18 protein-coding genes are annotated in these 15,036 nt (G+C 36.2%); 17 read left to right on the top strand and 1 reads right to left on the bottom strand.

Annotated features, from left to right (window positions below):
- Position 1: 1 nt before the first annotated feature.
- The 14 genes from recR to rsmI all read left to right on the top strand — a co-directional run bounded on the left by recR (position 2) and on the right by rsmI (position 9,711).
- Positions 2-598: a recombination mediator RecR gene (recR, locus tag V1L66_RS22670; RefSeq protein ID WP_016992632.1), complete on the top strand. Its 597-nt coding sequence runs from the start codon at positions 2-4 to the stop codon at positions 596-598.
- 13 nt (positions 599-611) lie between these two features.
- The gene (locus tag V1L66_RS22665; protein WP_004233954.1) at positions 612-827 is read left to right on the top strand and encodes a YaaL family protein; all 216 of its coding nucleotides are present in this window, start codon (positions 612-614) and stop codon (positions 825-827) included.
- 75 nt (positions 828-902) lie between these two features.
- Positions 903-1,175, top strand: a complete 273-nt coding sequence (locus tag V1L66_RS22660) for a pro-sigmaK processing inhibitor BofA family protein (protein WP_016992634.1) — start codon at positions 903-905, stop codon at positions 1,173-1,175.
- Between the two features lie 343 nt (positions 1,176-1,518).
- Positions 1,519-1,956: an SRPBCC domain-containing protein gene (locus V1L66_RS22655; protein ID WP_258860518.1), complete on the top strand. Its 438-nt coding sequence runs from the start codon at positions 1,519-1,521 to the stop codon at positions 1,954-1,956.
- Between the two features lie 207 nt (positions 1,957-2,163).
- Entirely contained in the window at positions 2,164-3,597 is a 1,434-nt protein-coding gene (locus tag V1L66_RS22650; RefSeq protein WP_333006342.1) for an aminotransferase class I/II-fold pyridoxal phosphate-dependent enzyme, read from the top strand.
- Between the two features lie 17 nt (positions 3,598-3,614).
- Positions 3,615-4,244 (top strand): dTMP kinase, encoded by a 630-nt coding sequence (gene tmk / locus V1L66_RS22645; RefSeq protein ID WP_036075713.1) that lies wholly within the window; start codon positions 3,615-3,617, stop codon positions 4,242-4,244.
- Between the two features lie 303 nt (positions 4,245-4,547).
- On the top strand, positions 4,548-4,877 hold the full coding sequence (locus tag V1L66_RS22640; protein WP_004229230.1) for a cyclic-di-AMP receptor: 330 nt from the start codon (positions 4,548-4,550) through the stop codon (positions 4,875-4,877).
- A 109-nt stretch (positions 4,878-4,986) separates the two neighbouring features.
- Positions 4,987-5,427: a YaaR family protein gene (locus V1L66_RS22635; RefSeq protein WP_004229228.1), complete on the top strand. Its 441-nt coding sequence runs from the start codon at positions 4,987-4,989 to the stop codon at positions 5,425-5,427.
- A 155-nt stretch (positions 5,428-5,582) separates the two neighbouring features.
- Positions 5,583-6,587, top strand: coding sequence for a DNA polymerase III subunit delta' (gene holB / locus V1L66_RS22630; RefSeq protein ID WP_016993814.1), 1,005 nt, complete (start codon positions 5,583-5,585; stop codon positions 6,585-6,587).
- A complete protein-coding gene (locus V1L66_RS22625; protein ID WP_036075709.1) occupies positions 6,580-7,395 on the top strand; it encodes a stage 0 sporulation family protein in 816 nt (271 codons plus the stop codon). Before holB ends, V1L66_RS22625 begins: the two co-directional genes overlap by 8 nt.
- 27 nt (positions 7,396-7,422) lie before the next feature.
- Positions 7,423-7,779, top strand: coding sequence for a DNA replication initiation control protein YabA (yabA, locus tag V1L66_RS22620; protein WP_004229222.1), 357 nt, complete (start codon positions 7,423-7,425; stop codon positions 7,777-7,779).
- A 63-nt stretch (positions 7,780-7,842) separates the two neighbouring features.
- Positions 7,843-8,589 carry a tRNA1(Val) (adenine(37)-N6)-methyltransferase gene (locus V1L66_RS22615; RefSeq protein WP_258860516.1) on the top strand — a complete coding sequence of 249 codons (747 nt, stop codon included), beginning with the start codon at positions 7,843-7,845 and terminating at the stop codon, positions 8,587-8,589.
- Complete coding sequence (locus V1L66_RS22610) at positions 8,576-8,839, top strand: GIY-YIG nuclease family protein (protein ID WP_016993812.1); 264 nt, start codon at positions 8,576-8,578, stop codon at positions 8,837-8,839. The genes V1L66_RS22615 and V1L66_RS22610 overlap by 14 nt, the downstream gene beginning before the upstream one ends.
- Complete coding sequence (gene rsmI, locus V1L66_RS22605) at positions 8,836-9,711, top strand: 16S rRNA (cytidine(1402)-2'-O)-methyltransferase (RefSeq protein WP_036075705.1); 876 nt, start codon at positions 8,836-8,838, stop codon at positions 9,709-9,711. Before V1L66_RS22610 ends, rsmI begins: the two co-directional genes overlap by 4 nt.
- Before the next feature lie 232 nt (positions 9,712-9,943).
- On the opposite strand, the gene V1L66_RS22600 is transcribed toward rsmI, so the two are convergent.
- Positions 9,944-10,222 carry an AbrB/MazE/SpoVT family DNA-binding domain-containing protein gene (locus V1L66_RS22600; protein WP_004229214.1) on the bottom strand — a complete coding sequence of 93 codons (279 nt, stop codon included), beginning with the start codon at positions 10,220-10,222 and terminating at the stop codon, positions 9,944-9,946.
- A gap of 334 nt (positions 10,223-10,556) precedes the next feature.
- Between V1L66_RS22600 and metG the strand changes: the two genes are divergently transcribed.
- The 3 genes from metG to V1L66_RS22585 all read left to right on the top strand — a co-directional run bounded on the left by metG (position 10,557) and on the right by V1L66_RS22585 (position 14,918).
- On the top strand, positions 10,557-12,548 hold the full coding sequence (gene metG, locus V1L66_RS22595; protein ID WP_374116330.1) for a methionine--tRNA ligase: 1,992 nt from the start codon (positions 10,557-10,559) through the stop codon (positions 12,546-12,548).
- Between the two features lie 252 nt (positions 12,549-12,800).
- The gene (locus V1L66_RS22590) at positions 12,801-13,571 is read left to right on the top strand and encodes a TatD family hydrolase (protein ID WP_036075700.1); all 771 of its coding nucleotides are present in this window, start codon (positions 12,801-12,803) and stop codon (positions 13,569-13,571) included.
- Between the two features lie 135 nt (positions 13,572-13,706).
- Entirely contained in the window at positions 13,707-14,918 is a 1,212-nt protein-coding gene (locus tag V1L66_RS22585; RefSeq protein WP_016993808.1) for a G5 and 3D domain-containing protein, read from the top strand.
- Positions 14,919-15,036: the final 118 nt, after the last annotated feature.

Raw genomic sequence — 15,036 nt, 5'->3', positions numbered from 1 at the left:
TATGTACTACCCAGAACCAATATCTAAATTGATCGATAGTTTTATGAAATTGCCAGGTATCGGGCCGAAAACTGCGGCTCGTCTGGCGTTTTTTGTGTTATCCATGAAGGAAGACGATGTATTATCCTTCTCTAAAGCACTGATTGATGCTAAACGAAACCTAAGCTACTGTTCTGTTTGTGGCAATATAACGGATGTAGATCCATGTCACATTTGTACGGACAAGCAGCGAGATCATTCTATTATTTGTGTTGTGCAAGATACAAAAGACGTAATCGCAATGGAAAAAATGCGTGACTACAACGGTATGTACCATGTGCTTCAAGGGGCTATTTCACCAATGGATGGTATTGGTCCAGAAGATATTAATGTTGCTTCCTTGCTAGTGCGCTTGCAAGATGAAAGTGTCCAAGAACTTATTTTAGCTACGAATTCAACAATCGAGGGTGAGGCAACCGCTATGTACATTTCTCGCCTTGTCAAACCGTCAGGCATTCGTACAACCCGTATTGCTCATGGATTACCAGTAGGTGGAGATCTAGAATACGCAGATGAGGTTACGCTATCTAAGGCAATGGAAGGTCGACGTGAGTTATGAGTGAGGGATTAATATGTTCTTCCGTAGTAAAGGGAAATTAAAAAAAGAATTCGATGATAAGCTTGTGAATCTGATTAAAGAAACAAAAGAGGATTTACAGCAGGCGAAGATAATAGAAGAATTAATGGATGATTATGACCTAGGTGTGATTGCTCAACGCAAAACAGCAGAAAGTATTCATTTCTATTTGTTTAAGGAAGCTAGAATTCGTAAGGTATTAATTAAATAGTTCTTTTTAAAATATTCATAGAAGCAAAACAGGAAACATAAACTTTCATAATTATTTAATTGAGGAGGCAACTATATGTCTTGGTTAGTTATTGTGAGTATTTGTATTCCTGTCGGGCTTCTTTTTCTTTATATAATAATAAGACATGCTAAACTGGGGAAAATTTTAGAAGGATTATCGGTGTTTTGGTTTAGATTTGCATTTGCTTTTCTATTATTATTCGTAATCCATTTAGGTATTGGTTATATAGGATATAATGTACCAATCAATCTGTTTTCTGTCTTAACAATCGCCGTCTTAGGTATTCCTGGTGTATTAGGAATAACAGCCTTAATATTTATTTTATAAAAAGCTTGCAATATAAAAAGATTATGGTATAGTTATAGGAGTCGCTAATACAACTGATTGAAACAAAAAAGATTTTGAAATTATTGTTGACACAGTGTGAAGTACATGGTATTATATAAGAGTTGCTGCTGAAACGGCGGCGAACAAATGAACCTTGAAAACTGAACAAGCAAAACGTAATCAATAAGCGCCGATGGTAGTTGGGGGCTTCCCCCTGTGAGAGTAGGACGTCGCTAGGCAAAAAAGAAACCACTGAGAAATCAGTGGTTTTTTTGTATGTTTTGAAACCTAGAAATGTTAAAGTTTAAGAAGGTTATCAAAATATTCAAAGGGGGTCAACAGAATGGCAACAGGGCAACATAGTAAGGAAATCAATATACAGAAAAATAAATTAGAGGATTTTATTCATCATAAGGAACAATGGGCTGTTTTAATACCAGGTTACTTACATCATGAACTACTAAATGAAGATGATATGATATGGGTTTTCCAAGGAGATTTTGGCATTATTCAAAAAGCTGTTAAAGTGAAACTTAAGGTAAAAAAATCGGATGCTCATCAATTACAATTTGATTTAGAGGGTTTATCTGATCCAATAAATGGTGATGGTTCTTTTGAAGTAAAACAAAATCAAAATGAATCACCACAGCTGACTGGTAATTTAACAATGAAAGCTAGTGGATTTTTAGCAGGAATGATGAATCCAGTATTAGATAATTTTGTACCTCGACTAGTTGAACAATTAGTGGAAGCAATGGCACTTCAAGCTGCAAAAGACTAGTTGTATGATGGAAAAATTGGAGAACCGATTATTGCTGTTATCTGTAATAATCGGTTTTATTTTGATCTAGCAACTTTTACGTGTGCAAAAAGGGCGATATAGGTATAGAAGACCCTCCTTTTCGAATAAGATATTTTTGTTGAAAAGGGATAGCTTTTTTCTCTCCTTATAATTTCGTATAATTAAGGGAGAATCTAACGAAAATAGGTGTTTGTTTTGCAAAAGAAAAAGCCAATTATAGAAAGGTTAGAACGCTTTAGACAGCAGCAGAATATTTCTTTTCATGTCCCAGGTCATAAGCATGGCGAACTGTCTCACCTTCCGCAAGCATTTAAAGATGTAATGCGTTATGATGTAACTGAATTATCCGGTTTAGATGATTTACATTACCCTGAGGAAATGATATTAGAAGCAGAAAATTTATTGGCAGATACATATGGGGCAACGAAGAGTTTCTTTTTAGTAGGAGGGTCTACTGTTGGAAATTTAGCAATGATTTATGCTACTTGTAACAAAGGCGATACCATTATTGTTCAGCGTAATGCGCATAAATCGATTTTCCATGCTATTGAACTTACTGGGGCTAAGCCAATATTTGTGTCTCCGCTATGGGATGAACGAACGATGTCGGCGACACATGTAACATATAGAGATTTAAAGGAAGCAGTAGAAAATTATTCAGAGGCGAAAGCGGTTGTTTTAACATATCCTACTTATTATGGGATGACTTCAAATGAAATACAGCAACAAATTGCTTATTGTCATGAAAAGGGGATACCTGTATTGGTGGATGAAGCACATGGCGCACATTTTAATGCATGTACGCTATTTCAGCCATCCGCATTGACATTTGGAGCAGATGTTGTTGTTCAATCAGCTCATAAGACTCTACCTGCTATGACGATGGCTTCTTTTATGCATGTTAAGTCGGAATTGATAGAGGCTGACAAAATACATTATTACTTACGCATGTTACAATCTAGTAGCCCATCTTACTTATTATTAGCATCATTAGATGATGCTCGCTATTATGTACAGACATATATGGAGAGTGATGGGGCATATATAATAGAAAAAAAGAATCAATGGGTAGATGCATTACGATCAATTGGTTCATTGGAAGTAATTGAAGTAGATGATCCACTTAAAGTATTGTTACGTGTTAATGGTTATAGTGGCTTTCAGTTACAGGAGGCATTAGAGGCAAAGCATGTTTATGGGGAACTGGCAGATGCCAATCAAGTTTTATTTGTGTTACCTTTGCTGAAGCAAGGACATACCTATCCATTTGCTGAAATCAGGGTTCGTATAAAAGAGGCTATAACGATGCTATTAAACACAGCTAAAACAGATAGCATAACTGCTTCTCAAACAGCCTATCATTTTGTACCGATTACTGAGCCTATATATACCTTTAATGAGGTTGCATCATTAAGTAAAGAGTGGTTACCCTATATGCGTACAATGGGACGAATTTCAGCAAATATGATTATCCCTTATCCACCTGGTATACCATTATTAGTACCAGGTGAAAGAATAACAGTAGCTAAGTTAAGTCAATTGGAAGAGCTATTAGCAGCAGGTGCAACATTCCAGGGGAATCATCGATTAGCAGAAAAAATGATTCAGGTTATTAAATAGTTGGAGGCAATAACAGCATGAATAGCAATTTATTTATTACATTTGAAGGACCAGAGGGAGCAGGGAAAACAACGGTCATTCAAATGATAGCAGAGCGATTAGCAAAAAATAATATAGAAGTTCTAGCAACAAGAGAACCAGGTGGAATCGAGATTGCGGAAAAAATAAGAACGATCATTTTGAATCCTGCACATACTGCGATGGATGAACGAACAGAAGCATTATTATATGCTGCAGCAAGAAGCCAGCATTATTTTGAAAAGGTACGCCCTGCCTTAGATGCAGGGAAGTTGGTTATATGTGACCGTTTTATCGATTCCTCTTTAGCCTACCAAGGATATGCAAGAGGAATCGGTGTCAATGAGGTGCTTTCTATTAATGAGTTTGCTATTGGGAAGAAATTACCTGATCTGACCATATTATTTGATCTTGCTCCAGAGGTTGGCTTAGCGCGTATTCATGCAACAGGCAATCGGGAAGTAAACCGCTTAGATGTTGAAAGTTTGCCATTTCATCAGAAGGTACGTGAAGGATATTTACAACTAGTAGAGCAGTATCCAGAGCGAATACGTGTGGTCAACGCAGATCAAGATATTGAGAATGTTGTGGAAGATGTATGGTTATTATTATTGGAAGCAATACAGTAAATGCATGAAGTTGTCTACAACAATGTGATATAATGATACTATCCATTAATTTAACTTCGCTAGGATAGCATCAATTGGGAGTATCCATTATGTCGGAGGGCAATTACCGCTGACGCTTCACTTTCAAGCAGATCTAGTTTTAGGTTAACTAACCTGCATTGTATAGGCGGGCAACATTGGTGATATTCCTCAATTTTAATGGATGTTTAAACATCTGCAGAATCAAGATAAAGTTTATAAGCTAATGCTTAGGAATAGTATTAAAACCTATATAGGTGAATTTTATAAAAGGGGTGAGTGCGAATGAAGTTAGTCGTAGCTGTAGTGCAAGATCAGGATAGCAGCCGCTTATCAAATGCTTTAACGAAAAATCAGTTTCGCGCAACTAAATTAGCGAGCACAGGAGGATTTTTACGTTCAGGAAATACGACATTTCTTATAGGAACTGAAGACTCTCTCATACCCAAACTTTTAGATATTATTCGGGATAATTGTCGGGCAAGAGAGCAAATGGTTGCACCCGTTTCTCCGTTAGGAGGAAATGCTGATTCCTATATACCTTACCCTGTGGAGGTAGAGGTGGGAGGAGCTACCGTATTTGTTTTACCGATTGAACAATTCCATCATTTTTAAAAAGTAGCCTCCGAAGCTAAATCATTGATTATTTGTTACTATTAAACATTTTATTTAAAATCGATTATGCGTAGGAGAAATAGATGAAAATTGTGGGGGCGAAACCAGCTTGAAAATTAATCAAGATATACGTGTCGGGTTAAATACAAATCGCAAAGAGCCACTACAAAATAATAATCAAAATAACCGATTTGGAGATATGGTCGTCAAGCAAGGTAATAAGTTGCAAACAGAACAACTCACACGTTTGTTAGGGGATATATCTACTGCAGGGGACCGAGTAGCTAGATCACGTAATTTACGAGAACTTGCTAGGTTTAAAATGCTTGTAAAACGATTTCTACAAGAGACAGTAGAACATGGTATGGAGTTAAAACAATCACATACCTGGAATCGTTTTGGTGAAGGAAGACGTCTGAAAATCATTGAGACCATTGATACACGTCTTGTCGAGCTTGCACAGGATCTCTTAGACGAAGAAAAAGAAGCAATAGATCTTCTTGATAAAATCGGTGAAATTAAAGGCTTATTAATTAATTTATATATGTAAAACCCGTGTCTCGTTCTCATATAGGCGCGGGCTTTTTTCAAATGTTGATGTGGCAACTCGCCATTAAAGTAGAACAACGGCAATGTTTCTTTACAGAAAACAAAAGTGCAAGAAAGTACCACTTTTGTTGTAGAAACAGGAAGGAATTTAAATGTATGGCCAAGAATTTTGAAGAGCTACTCACACTACAACCAGTCGTAATGAAGCAACTTCAAACGATTTTTGACAAGAACAGATTAGCACATGCATATATTTTTGATGGTGAAAAAGGGACAGGCAAGGCAGATATTATGCACTTTTTTGTCAAATTGATGTTATGTGAGCAACCAAATGGCAATGTTCCATGTGAAACATGTCGAAATTGCAAACGTGTAGATTCGGGAAATCATCCAAATATTCATCAAATTTATCCAGATGGTCAATTTATAAAAATTGATCAGATGCGAGAACTCATTGGAGAAATGAAAATGATGGGTGTAGAAGAAGGACGTAAGATTTATGTGCTTCATCATGCAGACCGTCTTAATACAGCCTCTGCTAATATGATACTTAAATTTTTAGAGGAGCCAGATGGAGAGGTAACTGCTATATTACTAACGGAGCAAATGCAGTCAATACTTCCAACTATCCGTTCTCGTTGCCAACATATCAAATTTCAAAAAATGCCACGTCATGTTTTATTGAAGCATTTACAGGAAAATAATATTTCACATTCAATGGCTTCAACAGTAAGCATGATGACAAACGAGCTCGAAACAGCTATATTTTTAGCAAATGATGAGCAGTTTGCACTCGCTCGAAAAACAGTGTTAAAATTAGTAGAGGCCATTCGGCAAAATGTACATGAAGCAATGCTTATTGTGCATGAAGAGTGGTTGCCTCACTTTAAAGAAAAAAGCGAGATGGAACAAGCATTGGATTTACTACTATTTGCTTACCGTGATATAGTGTCAATAAAAGCTAATCCCGAGGCAGCTTGTACTTATCCAGACATGTTACCACTATTTAAAGAAGTTGCGTTATATTCCACTTATGATAAATTGTCAAATCAGCTGGAATCTATTTTACAAGCACGCGCATCTTTACAGCGTAACATGAATAGGACGTTATTGATGGAGCAGTTAATGCTAAATCTGCAGGAGGGATATACATTTGTATAATGTAGTAGGAGTCCGCTTTAAAAAGGCGGGTAAAATATATTATTTTGATCCGGCATCATTTCTACTAGAAGATAATCAATATGTTATTGTAGAGACAGCCCGCGGTGTAGAGTATGGAAAGGTAGTTGTCCCTCAAAAGGTAGTGGGTGATAATGATGTTGTATTACCACTAAAACAAGTACTTAGACCAGCAGATGATCGTGATCGTATACAAGTAGAGGAAAATGCAGCAGAATCAAAACGCGCATTTGAACTCGCTAGTACTAAAATTATAGAGCATAATTTAGAAATGAAACTTGTAGATGTTGAATATACATTTGATCGTAATAAAATTATTTTTTACTTTACAGCTGAAGGACGAGTTGATTTCAGGGATCTAGTAAAAGATTTAGCCTCTGTTTTTAGAACACGTATTGAACTTCGCCAAATCGGTGTGCGTGATGAAGCGAAGCTTTTAGGTGGTATCGGTCCATGTGGTAGAATGCTTTGTTGCTCCACATTTTTGGGTGATTTTGAGCCCGTTTCTATTAAAATGGCTAAAGATCAAAACTTATCATTAAATCCCTCAAAAATATCTGGCCTTTGTGGACGTTTAATGTGTTGCTTAAAGTATGAAAATGATGAATATGAAGAAGCAAAAGAGGGCATGCCAGATGTTGGTGAGATAACAATGACACCAGATGGCCGTGGGAAAGTAGTAGGGATAAATGTGCTGGAAAGACTTATTCAAGTATATTTACACGAGCAAGAACGCACAGTTGAGTATACACTAGAAGAACTGCTAGCATGCGAAAAAAATCTTATTTAAGATAGAGAATTTAACGAGGTGGCTTGGGTGAAGGACCGTAATTTCTTAGATACCGTTATGGAGTTCGAACAACAGCTCGAAGCAATGCAGGAGCAATTTGGTGCATTGAAACAATTTGTAGCGTTAATGATGGAAGAGCATAAGGCGCTTGAAACAGAAAATCATCATCTACGTACACGTCTAGAAGAACTACTTTCTAATACAAACTCCGTACAAGCTGCTGAAGTAAAGAAAGAAAGTCCGCTAGATATTGGTGAGGGATATGATAACTTAGCTCGCCTCTACCAAGAGGGCTTCCATGTTTGCCATGTTCATTTTGGAAGTTCACGTAAGGGTGAGGATTGTCTGTTTTGTCTATCATTTTTAAATAAACAGAATGTGTAATAAAAGGCTGATTCCCGCTACGGTGGTGTCAGTCTTTTGTTTTGTAGCGTAGGAGGAGTAAGCATGGAAAAATGGCTAAAAGGTGATGAGCGGTTAGATTATTTGTTGGCTGAGAATTTACGTATTATTCAAAGTCCCTCTGTCTTTTCGTTTTCATTAGATGCAGTGTTGCTTTCGAAGTTTGTCAGTATTCCTTATCATAAGGGAAAAATTGTTGATTTATGCTCAGGAAATGGTGTGATACCACTTTTTTTAAGTGCACGTACAAAGGGACAAATAACGGGAGTAGAAATTCAGCCACGTTTATTTGATATGGCAGAGAGAAGTATCCGTTATAATCAGCTAGAACAGCAAATACAAATGATTCTTGGAGATGTCAAAGAAATACCGAAACAACTAGGCATTGAAAAGTATGATGTGGTTACCTGTAATCCACCCTATTTTTTAGCACATGAAGCAAGTGATAAAAATCTTAGTGAGCATCATGCCATTGCACGACATGAATTGTATTTAACATTGGAAGAAGCGATTCAATCAGCAAGTAAATTATTAAAGCAAGGGGGCAAGGCCGCATTTGTCCACCGACCAGGGCGATTATTAGATATTGTGACAGCTATGCGAGCAAATCGCTTAGAGCCTAAACGGATGCAGCTCATTTATCCGAAAGAAGGGAAAGAGGCTAATACATTATTAATAGAAGGAATAAAAGATGGAAAGCCTGATTTGAAAATTATGCCGCCGTTGTATGTTTATGATGCCAATAATGAATACACGGCAGAAGTGAGAGAAATTCTTTATGGAAAAGAGTAATAATCACTATTTTTATGTGTTAGAGTGTGCTGATCAAACTCTTTATGCAGGGTATACAAATAATATAGAAAAACGTGTTGCTGTACATAACGCTGGTAAAGGAGCAAAATATACAAGAGCTAGAGGTCCAGTGAAATGTATTTATAAAGAGAAATTTGAGACAAAACAAGAAGCAATGCGTGCTGAATATGCCTTTAAGCAATTAACAAGAACACAGAAAATTAATTATATAAGGAGGGGTGAATCGTGAAATCACAAAAAAGTACAATACACGATCAGACAGGTTGTTTATATCTGGTAGGAACACCTATTGGTAATTTAGAGGATATGAGTGTGCGTGCACTTCGCATTTTAAAAGAAGCCGATATTATCGCTGCAGAAGATACTAGAAACACCAAAAAGCTGTGCAACTACTTTGAGATTGAAACACCACTGATAAGTTACCATGAACATAATTTAGCCGTGGGTGGAGAAAAATTATTAACATTACTACAAGAAGGAAAAACAATTGCATTAGTAAGTGATGCTGGTTTACCTTGTATTTCTGATCCAGGTGCAGATATAGTTGAAAAAGCAATTGCTCAAAACTTTTCTGTCGTACCCGTGCCAGGGCCTAATGCAGCAATTTCAGCGTTAATTGCATCTGGGTTGTCGCCACAACCATTTTTCTTTTATGGATTTTTGAATCGTGGGAAAAAAGAACGTCGTCAGCAATTAGAACAATTAAAAAAACGCCAAGAAACGATTTTACTATATGAGGCACCACATCGCTTAAAGGATACATTAAAAGATATGGAAGCTATACTCGGGGAACGTCGTGTCGTTTTAGCTCGAGAGCTGACAAAGAAGTTTGAAGAGTTTTTACGAGGTACATTGGCTGAAGCTGTAGAATGGTCACAAACAGAGGAAATACGGGGAGAGTTTTGTATTGTCCTGGAAGGTAATAGCTGTCTAGAAGAGGAAGATCACGAAGAAGCCTATTGGCAAAACATGTCCATTGTTGAACATGTTGATTTCATTATCAATCAATCGAATGTATCCTCAAAAGAAGCCATTAAAGAAGTAGCTAAGTTAAGACAAAAGGCAAAGCGAGATGTTTATAATGAATATCATAGTGAATAATAGTAAAGAGTTACCTTATTAGGGTAGCTCTTTATTTTTATTTTGTTACTGTCTCCGAAACTAAAAGTTGAAATGTAATAATTTTGAGACACAATTTTAAATTGATAATAATTGTAAATAATAGTACCCTTAAGTAGCAAGGTCTGACATGTACATTATAAGGGGTCAAGAATTTGGTTATATTAAAAACAGAAACACCTAAATCACTGTGTTGATTTAGGTGAGTAATTAATTATTTTTTTAAGTTAGATTGAATTTCTTTAACTAACATTTCAGCGCCTTCTGGACTTAAAATTAATTTGCCTCCAACTAGACGGAAGTTATCATCTGAAACTTCACCAGTAACAGCACATGTCATATTAGGCATATATTTTTTTAAGATGATTTTATCATCATCCACATAGATTTCTAAAGCGTCCTTTTCAGCAATACCTAGCGTACGGCGTAACTCGATAGGAATTACTACACGACCTAACTCATCGACTTTACGAACAATCCCTGTTGATTTCATAATAGATTTCCTCCTAATTTATAAAAGTTATATTGGTATTTCGTCAAATTTCGACATTATTTCTTTGTCTGATAGTTATCATACCAAGTAATGCCATAAACGTCAATTAATTAATGCACTAATATTATGGTTTTTGAAAAAAATTTTTGAGAAGAATGCAGGTATTTTAATTTTTTTAAAAGGTTTTTAATAAATATTTTTGCTAATAGTAAAAAAGGTTCTTATTTAAGTCATTTAATGGATTAAATATATTATTCGACAATTTTCGCGTTTAATAAACTTTCATTGAAACGAATTTCGTACTTCGTTAGAATAGAAAGTATATTGTAAAACAATGGAGGCAGTTCTTGTGAGTGAACAACAAAAAACATTCTATATAACAACACCCATCTACTATCCAAGTGGGAAATTTCATATTGGTACGGCATATACAACAGTAGCATCTGATACTATTGCACGCTATAAACGTTTAAAAGGTTATGATGTACGCTTTTTAACAGGAATGGACGAACATGGCCAAAAAATTCAAGAAAAAGCAGCTGAAGCGGGTAAACATCCTCAAGATTATGTAAATGAAATTGCAGATGCTGCGAAAAAACTTTGGGGTTTAATGGATATTTCTTATGATGACTTTATTCAAACAACGCAGGATCGACATACGAAAGCTGTCGAAAAGATTTTCCAAAAGTTTTTAGATAATGGTGATATTTATAAAGGTCAATATGAAGGCTGGTACTGTACACCGTGTGAATCATTCTTTACTGAGACTCAACTAGTTGACGGGAATTGTCCAGATTGTGGTCGTCCAGTGCACAAGGTTAAAGAAGAATCGTACTTCTTTAATATGAAGAAATATGCAGATCGTTTATTAGCTTATTATGAAGAGAACCTTGAATTCATTGAGCCAGAATCACGAAAAAATGAAATGATTAACAACTTCATTAAACCAGGGCTAGAGGATTTATCGGTATCAAGAACATCCTTCGATTGGGGAATTAAAGTACCAGGAGATCCAAAGCATGTCATTTATGTATGGGTTGATGCATTAACGAATTATATTACATCCTTAGGTTATCTATCAGAAGATGAATCACTATTCAATAAATATTGGCCAGCAGATGTACATGTAGTTGGGAAGGATATTGTTCGTTTCCACACGATTTATTGGCCAATCTTCTTAATGGCATTAGATTTGCCATTACCGAAAAAAGTATTTGCACATGGTTTTATTATGATGAAGGACGGAAAAATGTCTAAATCAAAAGGCAATGTGATTTATCCAGAAATGTTAATCGAGCGTTATGGACTAGATGCGACACGTTATTTCCTATTACGTGAATTACCATTTGGATCTGATGGGGTATTTTCACCAGAATCATTTATTGAACGTACAAACTTTGATCTGGCAAATGATTTAGGGAACTTATTAAATCGTACAATTTCAATGATTAATAAGTATTTTGATGGTATTATTCCGACAGAAAATCTTCAATCGACAGAATTTGATGCAGCTTTAAAAGAGCAAGCTGAGTCAGTACGTATTAAATATGAAGAAAGTATGGAAAAAATGCAATTTAGTGTCGTTCTTGCGGACTTATGGACGCTTGTTTCACGCACAAATAAGTATATAGATGAGACACAGCCTTGGGTGTTAGCAAAAGAGGAATCAGACAAGCCAAAATTAGGTGCTGTTATGCGAAATTTGGCAGAAAGCTTACACCAAATTGCTGTCATGTTGCAACCATTTATGACAACAACTCCGAAACGTATGATCGATCAGTTAGGATTAGATGACAAATTCTTAGCATGGGATACAATTGAAACATTCGGCAATACTATTCCAGCAAACATTAAAGTGGTAGAAAAAGGGATACCAATTTTCCCACGCTTAGAAAACGAGGTTGAGATTGCTTATATTCGTGAGGAAATGCGTGGTTCTGTGAAAACACCACAAGAGGAAGAAAGTAAAAAGGCTACAGCGACTGACGAAAATCCAGAAATTCCTGAAATTACTATTGATGATTTTATGAAAGTTGATTTGCGAGTAGCGACGGTGACTGCATGTGAAACTGTTCCAAAAGCAGATAAATTATTAAAGCTTCAAGTCGATCTAGGATATGAGCAACGCCAAGTAGTTTCAGGTATTGCAAAATTCTATACACCAGATGATTTAATAGGTCAAAAAGTGATTGTCGTAGCAAATTTAAAACCAGTAAAATTACGTGGTGAATTATCACAAGGAATGATTTTAGCTGGTGAGAAAGATGGAATTTTAAAATTAGCATCCGTTGATCCTGAACTCGAAAATGGTGCAAAAGTAAAGTAATGAACTTAAGGAGGCCTGCTGAATATGAATTATTCAGCAGGCTTTTCAAATCTGTAAGGAAAATTGAGATTAAATTATTTTGAAATAATTTAAGTTGCATAAAAAATGGGGTTTTGTGGGTTTAAAGTACTATTTCGAGCAATGTCGAATAAGTGGAATGACACAATACCAAATAGTTTGTAATGAAATTGTAATGCTTACGAAAAATATGAAATAATAAATTTTAATAAAATCAATGTTAGGAGAATGAAGATGTTTATAGATACACACGTACATTTAAACGCAGATCAGTATGAGGAAGACCTTCAAGAGGTGATTGATAGAGCCCTTGAAGCTAAAGTAGAAAGAATGGTTGTTATTGGTTTTGACCGTAAAACCATTGAGAGAACAATGCAACTAATAGAGCAATATGACTTTGTTTACGGTGTCATTGGTTGGCATCCAGTAGATGCGATTGATTGTACTCAACAAGATTTAGAGTGGATTGAGGAATTAGCATCACATCCAAAAATAGTTGGCATTGGTGAAACAGGATTGGATTACTATTGGGATAAGTCTCCAAAGGATGTTCAACAGGAACTTTTTCGCAAGCAAATTCAATTAGCTCAAAAGATCAATTTGCCAATCATTATTCATAATAGGGATGCAACGGGTGATGTTGTTCAAATTTTACGTGAAGAAAATGCTGCATCTGTAGGGGGGGTTATGCACTGCTTTAGTGGAAGTGTAGAAACAGCACGTGAATGTATAGGTATGAATTTTATGATTAGTCTTGGGGGACCAGTGACATTTAAAAATGCACGCCTACCAAAGGAAGTAGCTACAGAAATAGCTCTTGAGCACTTAATGATTGAAACAGACGCTCCTTATTTAGCTCCACATCCACATCGAGGTAAGCGCAATGAGCCCGCTTTCGTGCCTTTAGTTGCTGAGGAAATCGCACGTTTGAAAGGGTTGACAATTGAGGAAATTGCACAAGCAACAACAGCCAATGCGAAAAAATTTTTTGGGATTGACAATTAACTAGCTTAGATGCCTCCAATACTGGGTTTGTGGTTGGCAAAAAACAAGAAGTCAATTTTCAAAGAAATACTTTCGGGTTGACAGTGCCAAAACTAGTCCGTATAATCCAACCTTGTATTAAGGAGGCGTTTTTTCATGTCAAATAATTCCATGAAAAACTTGTTCTTAGGATCATTGAGGAGTAAGCAAACAGTGATAAGAATTATTTCACTTGTCCTGTTTGTGTCTGTAATCTCTTTCGTGCTTTATCAAGGTACGAAAAAGTCCGTTAAGCTTGAAGCGAATGGAGAAACAATCGAAGTATCAACACATGCCAAAACTGTAGAACAATTATTACAAAATCAAAATATAGATATAGCAGAGCATGACAAAATTTCACCCTCTCTGAACACCAAAATTGTTAATGGATTAGCAATTACATGGGAACAGGCAAAAGAAGTAACTATTTCAGTTGATGGAAATCAGTCAAAAGTTTGGACAACTGAAACACTTGTGAAGGACATTTTGAAGGAAGCAAATATTAAAGTATCTGAACATGACTCTTTAGCGCAAGGTCTAGATACTGAACTAGGAGCAGAAAACAAAATCGATATTCAAAAAGCGTTTCAAGTAACGCTTGTCGATGGCGTAAATAAAAGACAAGTATGGTCCACTTCGACTACGGTCGCTAACTTTTTAAAACAACAAGGAATTCAGCTAAATGAATTCGATCGTGTCGAAAATAACCTGGAGAACGTTATTACTCCGGAGAGTAAAATCACAGTAGTTCGCGTAGAAAAGGTTATCGATGTAGTGGAAGACTCTTTAGATTTCGCAGTTGAAAAGAAGCAGGATGCTTCATTGCAAAAGGGGAAACAAAAAGTAGTAGCAACAGGCGAGAAGGGCTCAATTACTCGTACGTATGAGGTTGTCAAAGAAAATGGTGAGGTTGTGGCAAAAAACCTGCAATCTGAAAAAATTTTAAAAGAGCCGAAGAAACAAGTGGTTGCAGTAGGCACAAAAACAATCGTTGCAAGCGCAGCAACTGTTTCACGTGGTTCTGCAGAGCCTGCTAACGGTAAAGAATTTTATGTAACGGCAACAGCTTATACACCATATTGCAACGGTTGTACAGGTACATCAGCAACTGGTATAAACCTACGTTCAAATTCTGGCTTGAAGGTGATAGCAGTTGACCCTTCTGTTATTAAGTTAGGCTCAAAGGTTTGGGTAGAAGGCTATGGTACCGCTATTGCTGGGGATACTGGTGGGTCAATTAAGGGTAATAAGATTGACATACTTGTACAAACAGATGCCCAAGCACGTAACTGGGGGCGTAAGAAAGTGCGTGTTAAAGTATTAAATTAGAAAAATTGTAAAATTAATCAAAATGTTTTTCACAAATGGAGCTTTCCTGTTTTGACTGGCGGGAAGGCTTCTTTATTATTTTTTAGCAAATAATATTTGTAAGGTATGTATAGCAGAA

Origin of the sequence: Lysinibacillus sp. IITD104, from assembly GCF_036698265.2 — a bacterium.
GTDB lineage: Bacteria > Bacillota > Bacilli > Bacillales_A > Planococcaceae > Lysinibacillus > Lysinibacillus boronitolerans.
This window is presented reverse-complemented; position numbering and strand designations above follow the sequence as displayed.

Coding starts and splice junctions, on each gene's coding strand:
- recR (WP_016992632.1), top strand. CDS start 2: ATGTACTACCCAGAACCAATATCTAAATTGATCGATAGTTTTATGAAA.
- V1L66_RS22665 (WP_004233954.1), top strand. CDS start 612: ATGTTCTTCCGTAGTAAAGGGAAATTAAAAAAAGAATTCGATGATAAG.
- V1L66_RS22660 (WP_016992634.1), top strand. CDS start 903: ATGTCTTGGTTAGTTATTGTGAGTATTTGTATTCCTGTCGGGCTTCTT.
- V1L66_RS22655 (WP_258860518.1), top strand. CDS start 1,519: ATGGCAACAGGGCAACATAGTAAGGAAATCAATATACAGAAAAATAAA.
- tmk (WP_036075713.1), top strand. CDS start 3,615: ATGAATAGCAATTTATTTATTACATTTGAAGGACCAGAGGGAGCAGGG.
- V1L66_RS22640 (WP_004229230.1), top strand. CDS start 4,548: ATGAAGTTAGTCGTAGCTGTAGTGCAAGATCAGGATAGCAGCCGCTTA.
- holB (WP_016993814.1), top strand. CDS start 5,583: ATGGCCAAGAATTTTGAAGAGCTACTCACACTACAACCAGTCGTAATG.
- V1L66_RS22615 (WP_258860516.1), top strand. CDS start 7,843: ATGGAAAAATGGCTAAAAGGTGATGAGCGGTTAGATTATTTGTTGGCT.
- V1L66_RS22610 (WP_016993812.1), top strand. CDS start 8,576: ATGGAAAAGAGTAATAATCACTATTTTTATGTGTTAGAGTGTGCTGAT.
- V1L66_RS22600 (WP_004229214.1), bottom strand. CDS start 10,222: ATGAAATCAACAGGGATTGTTCGTAAAGTCGATGAGTTAGGTCGTGTA.
- metG (WP_374116330.1), top strand. CDS start 10,557: ATGGAGGCAGTTCTTGTGAGTGAACAACAAAAAACATTCTATATAACA.
- V1L66_RS22590 (WP_036075700.1), top strand. CDS start 12,801: ATGTTTATAGATACACACGTACATTTAAACGCAGATCAGTATGAGGAA.
- V1L66_RS22585 (WP_016993808.1), top strand. CDS start 13,707: ATGTCAAATAATTCCATGAAAAACTTGTTCTTAGGATCATTGAGGAGT.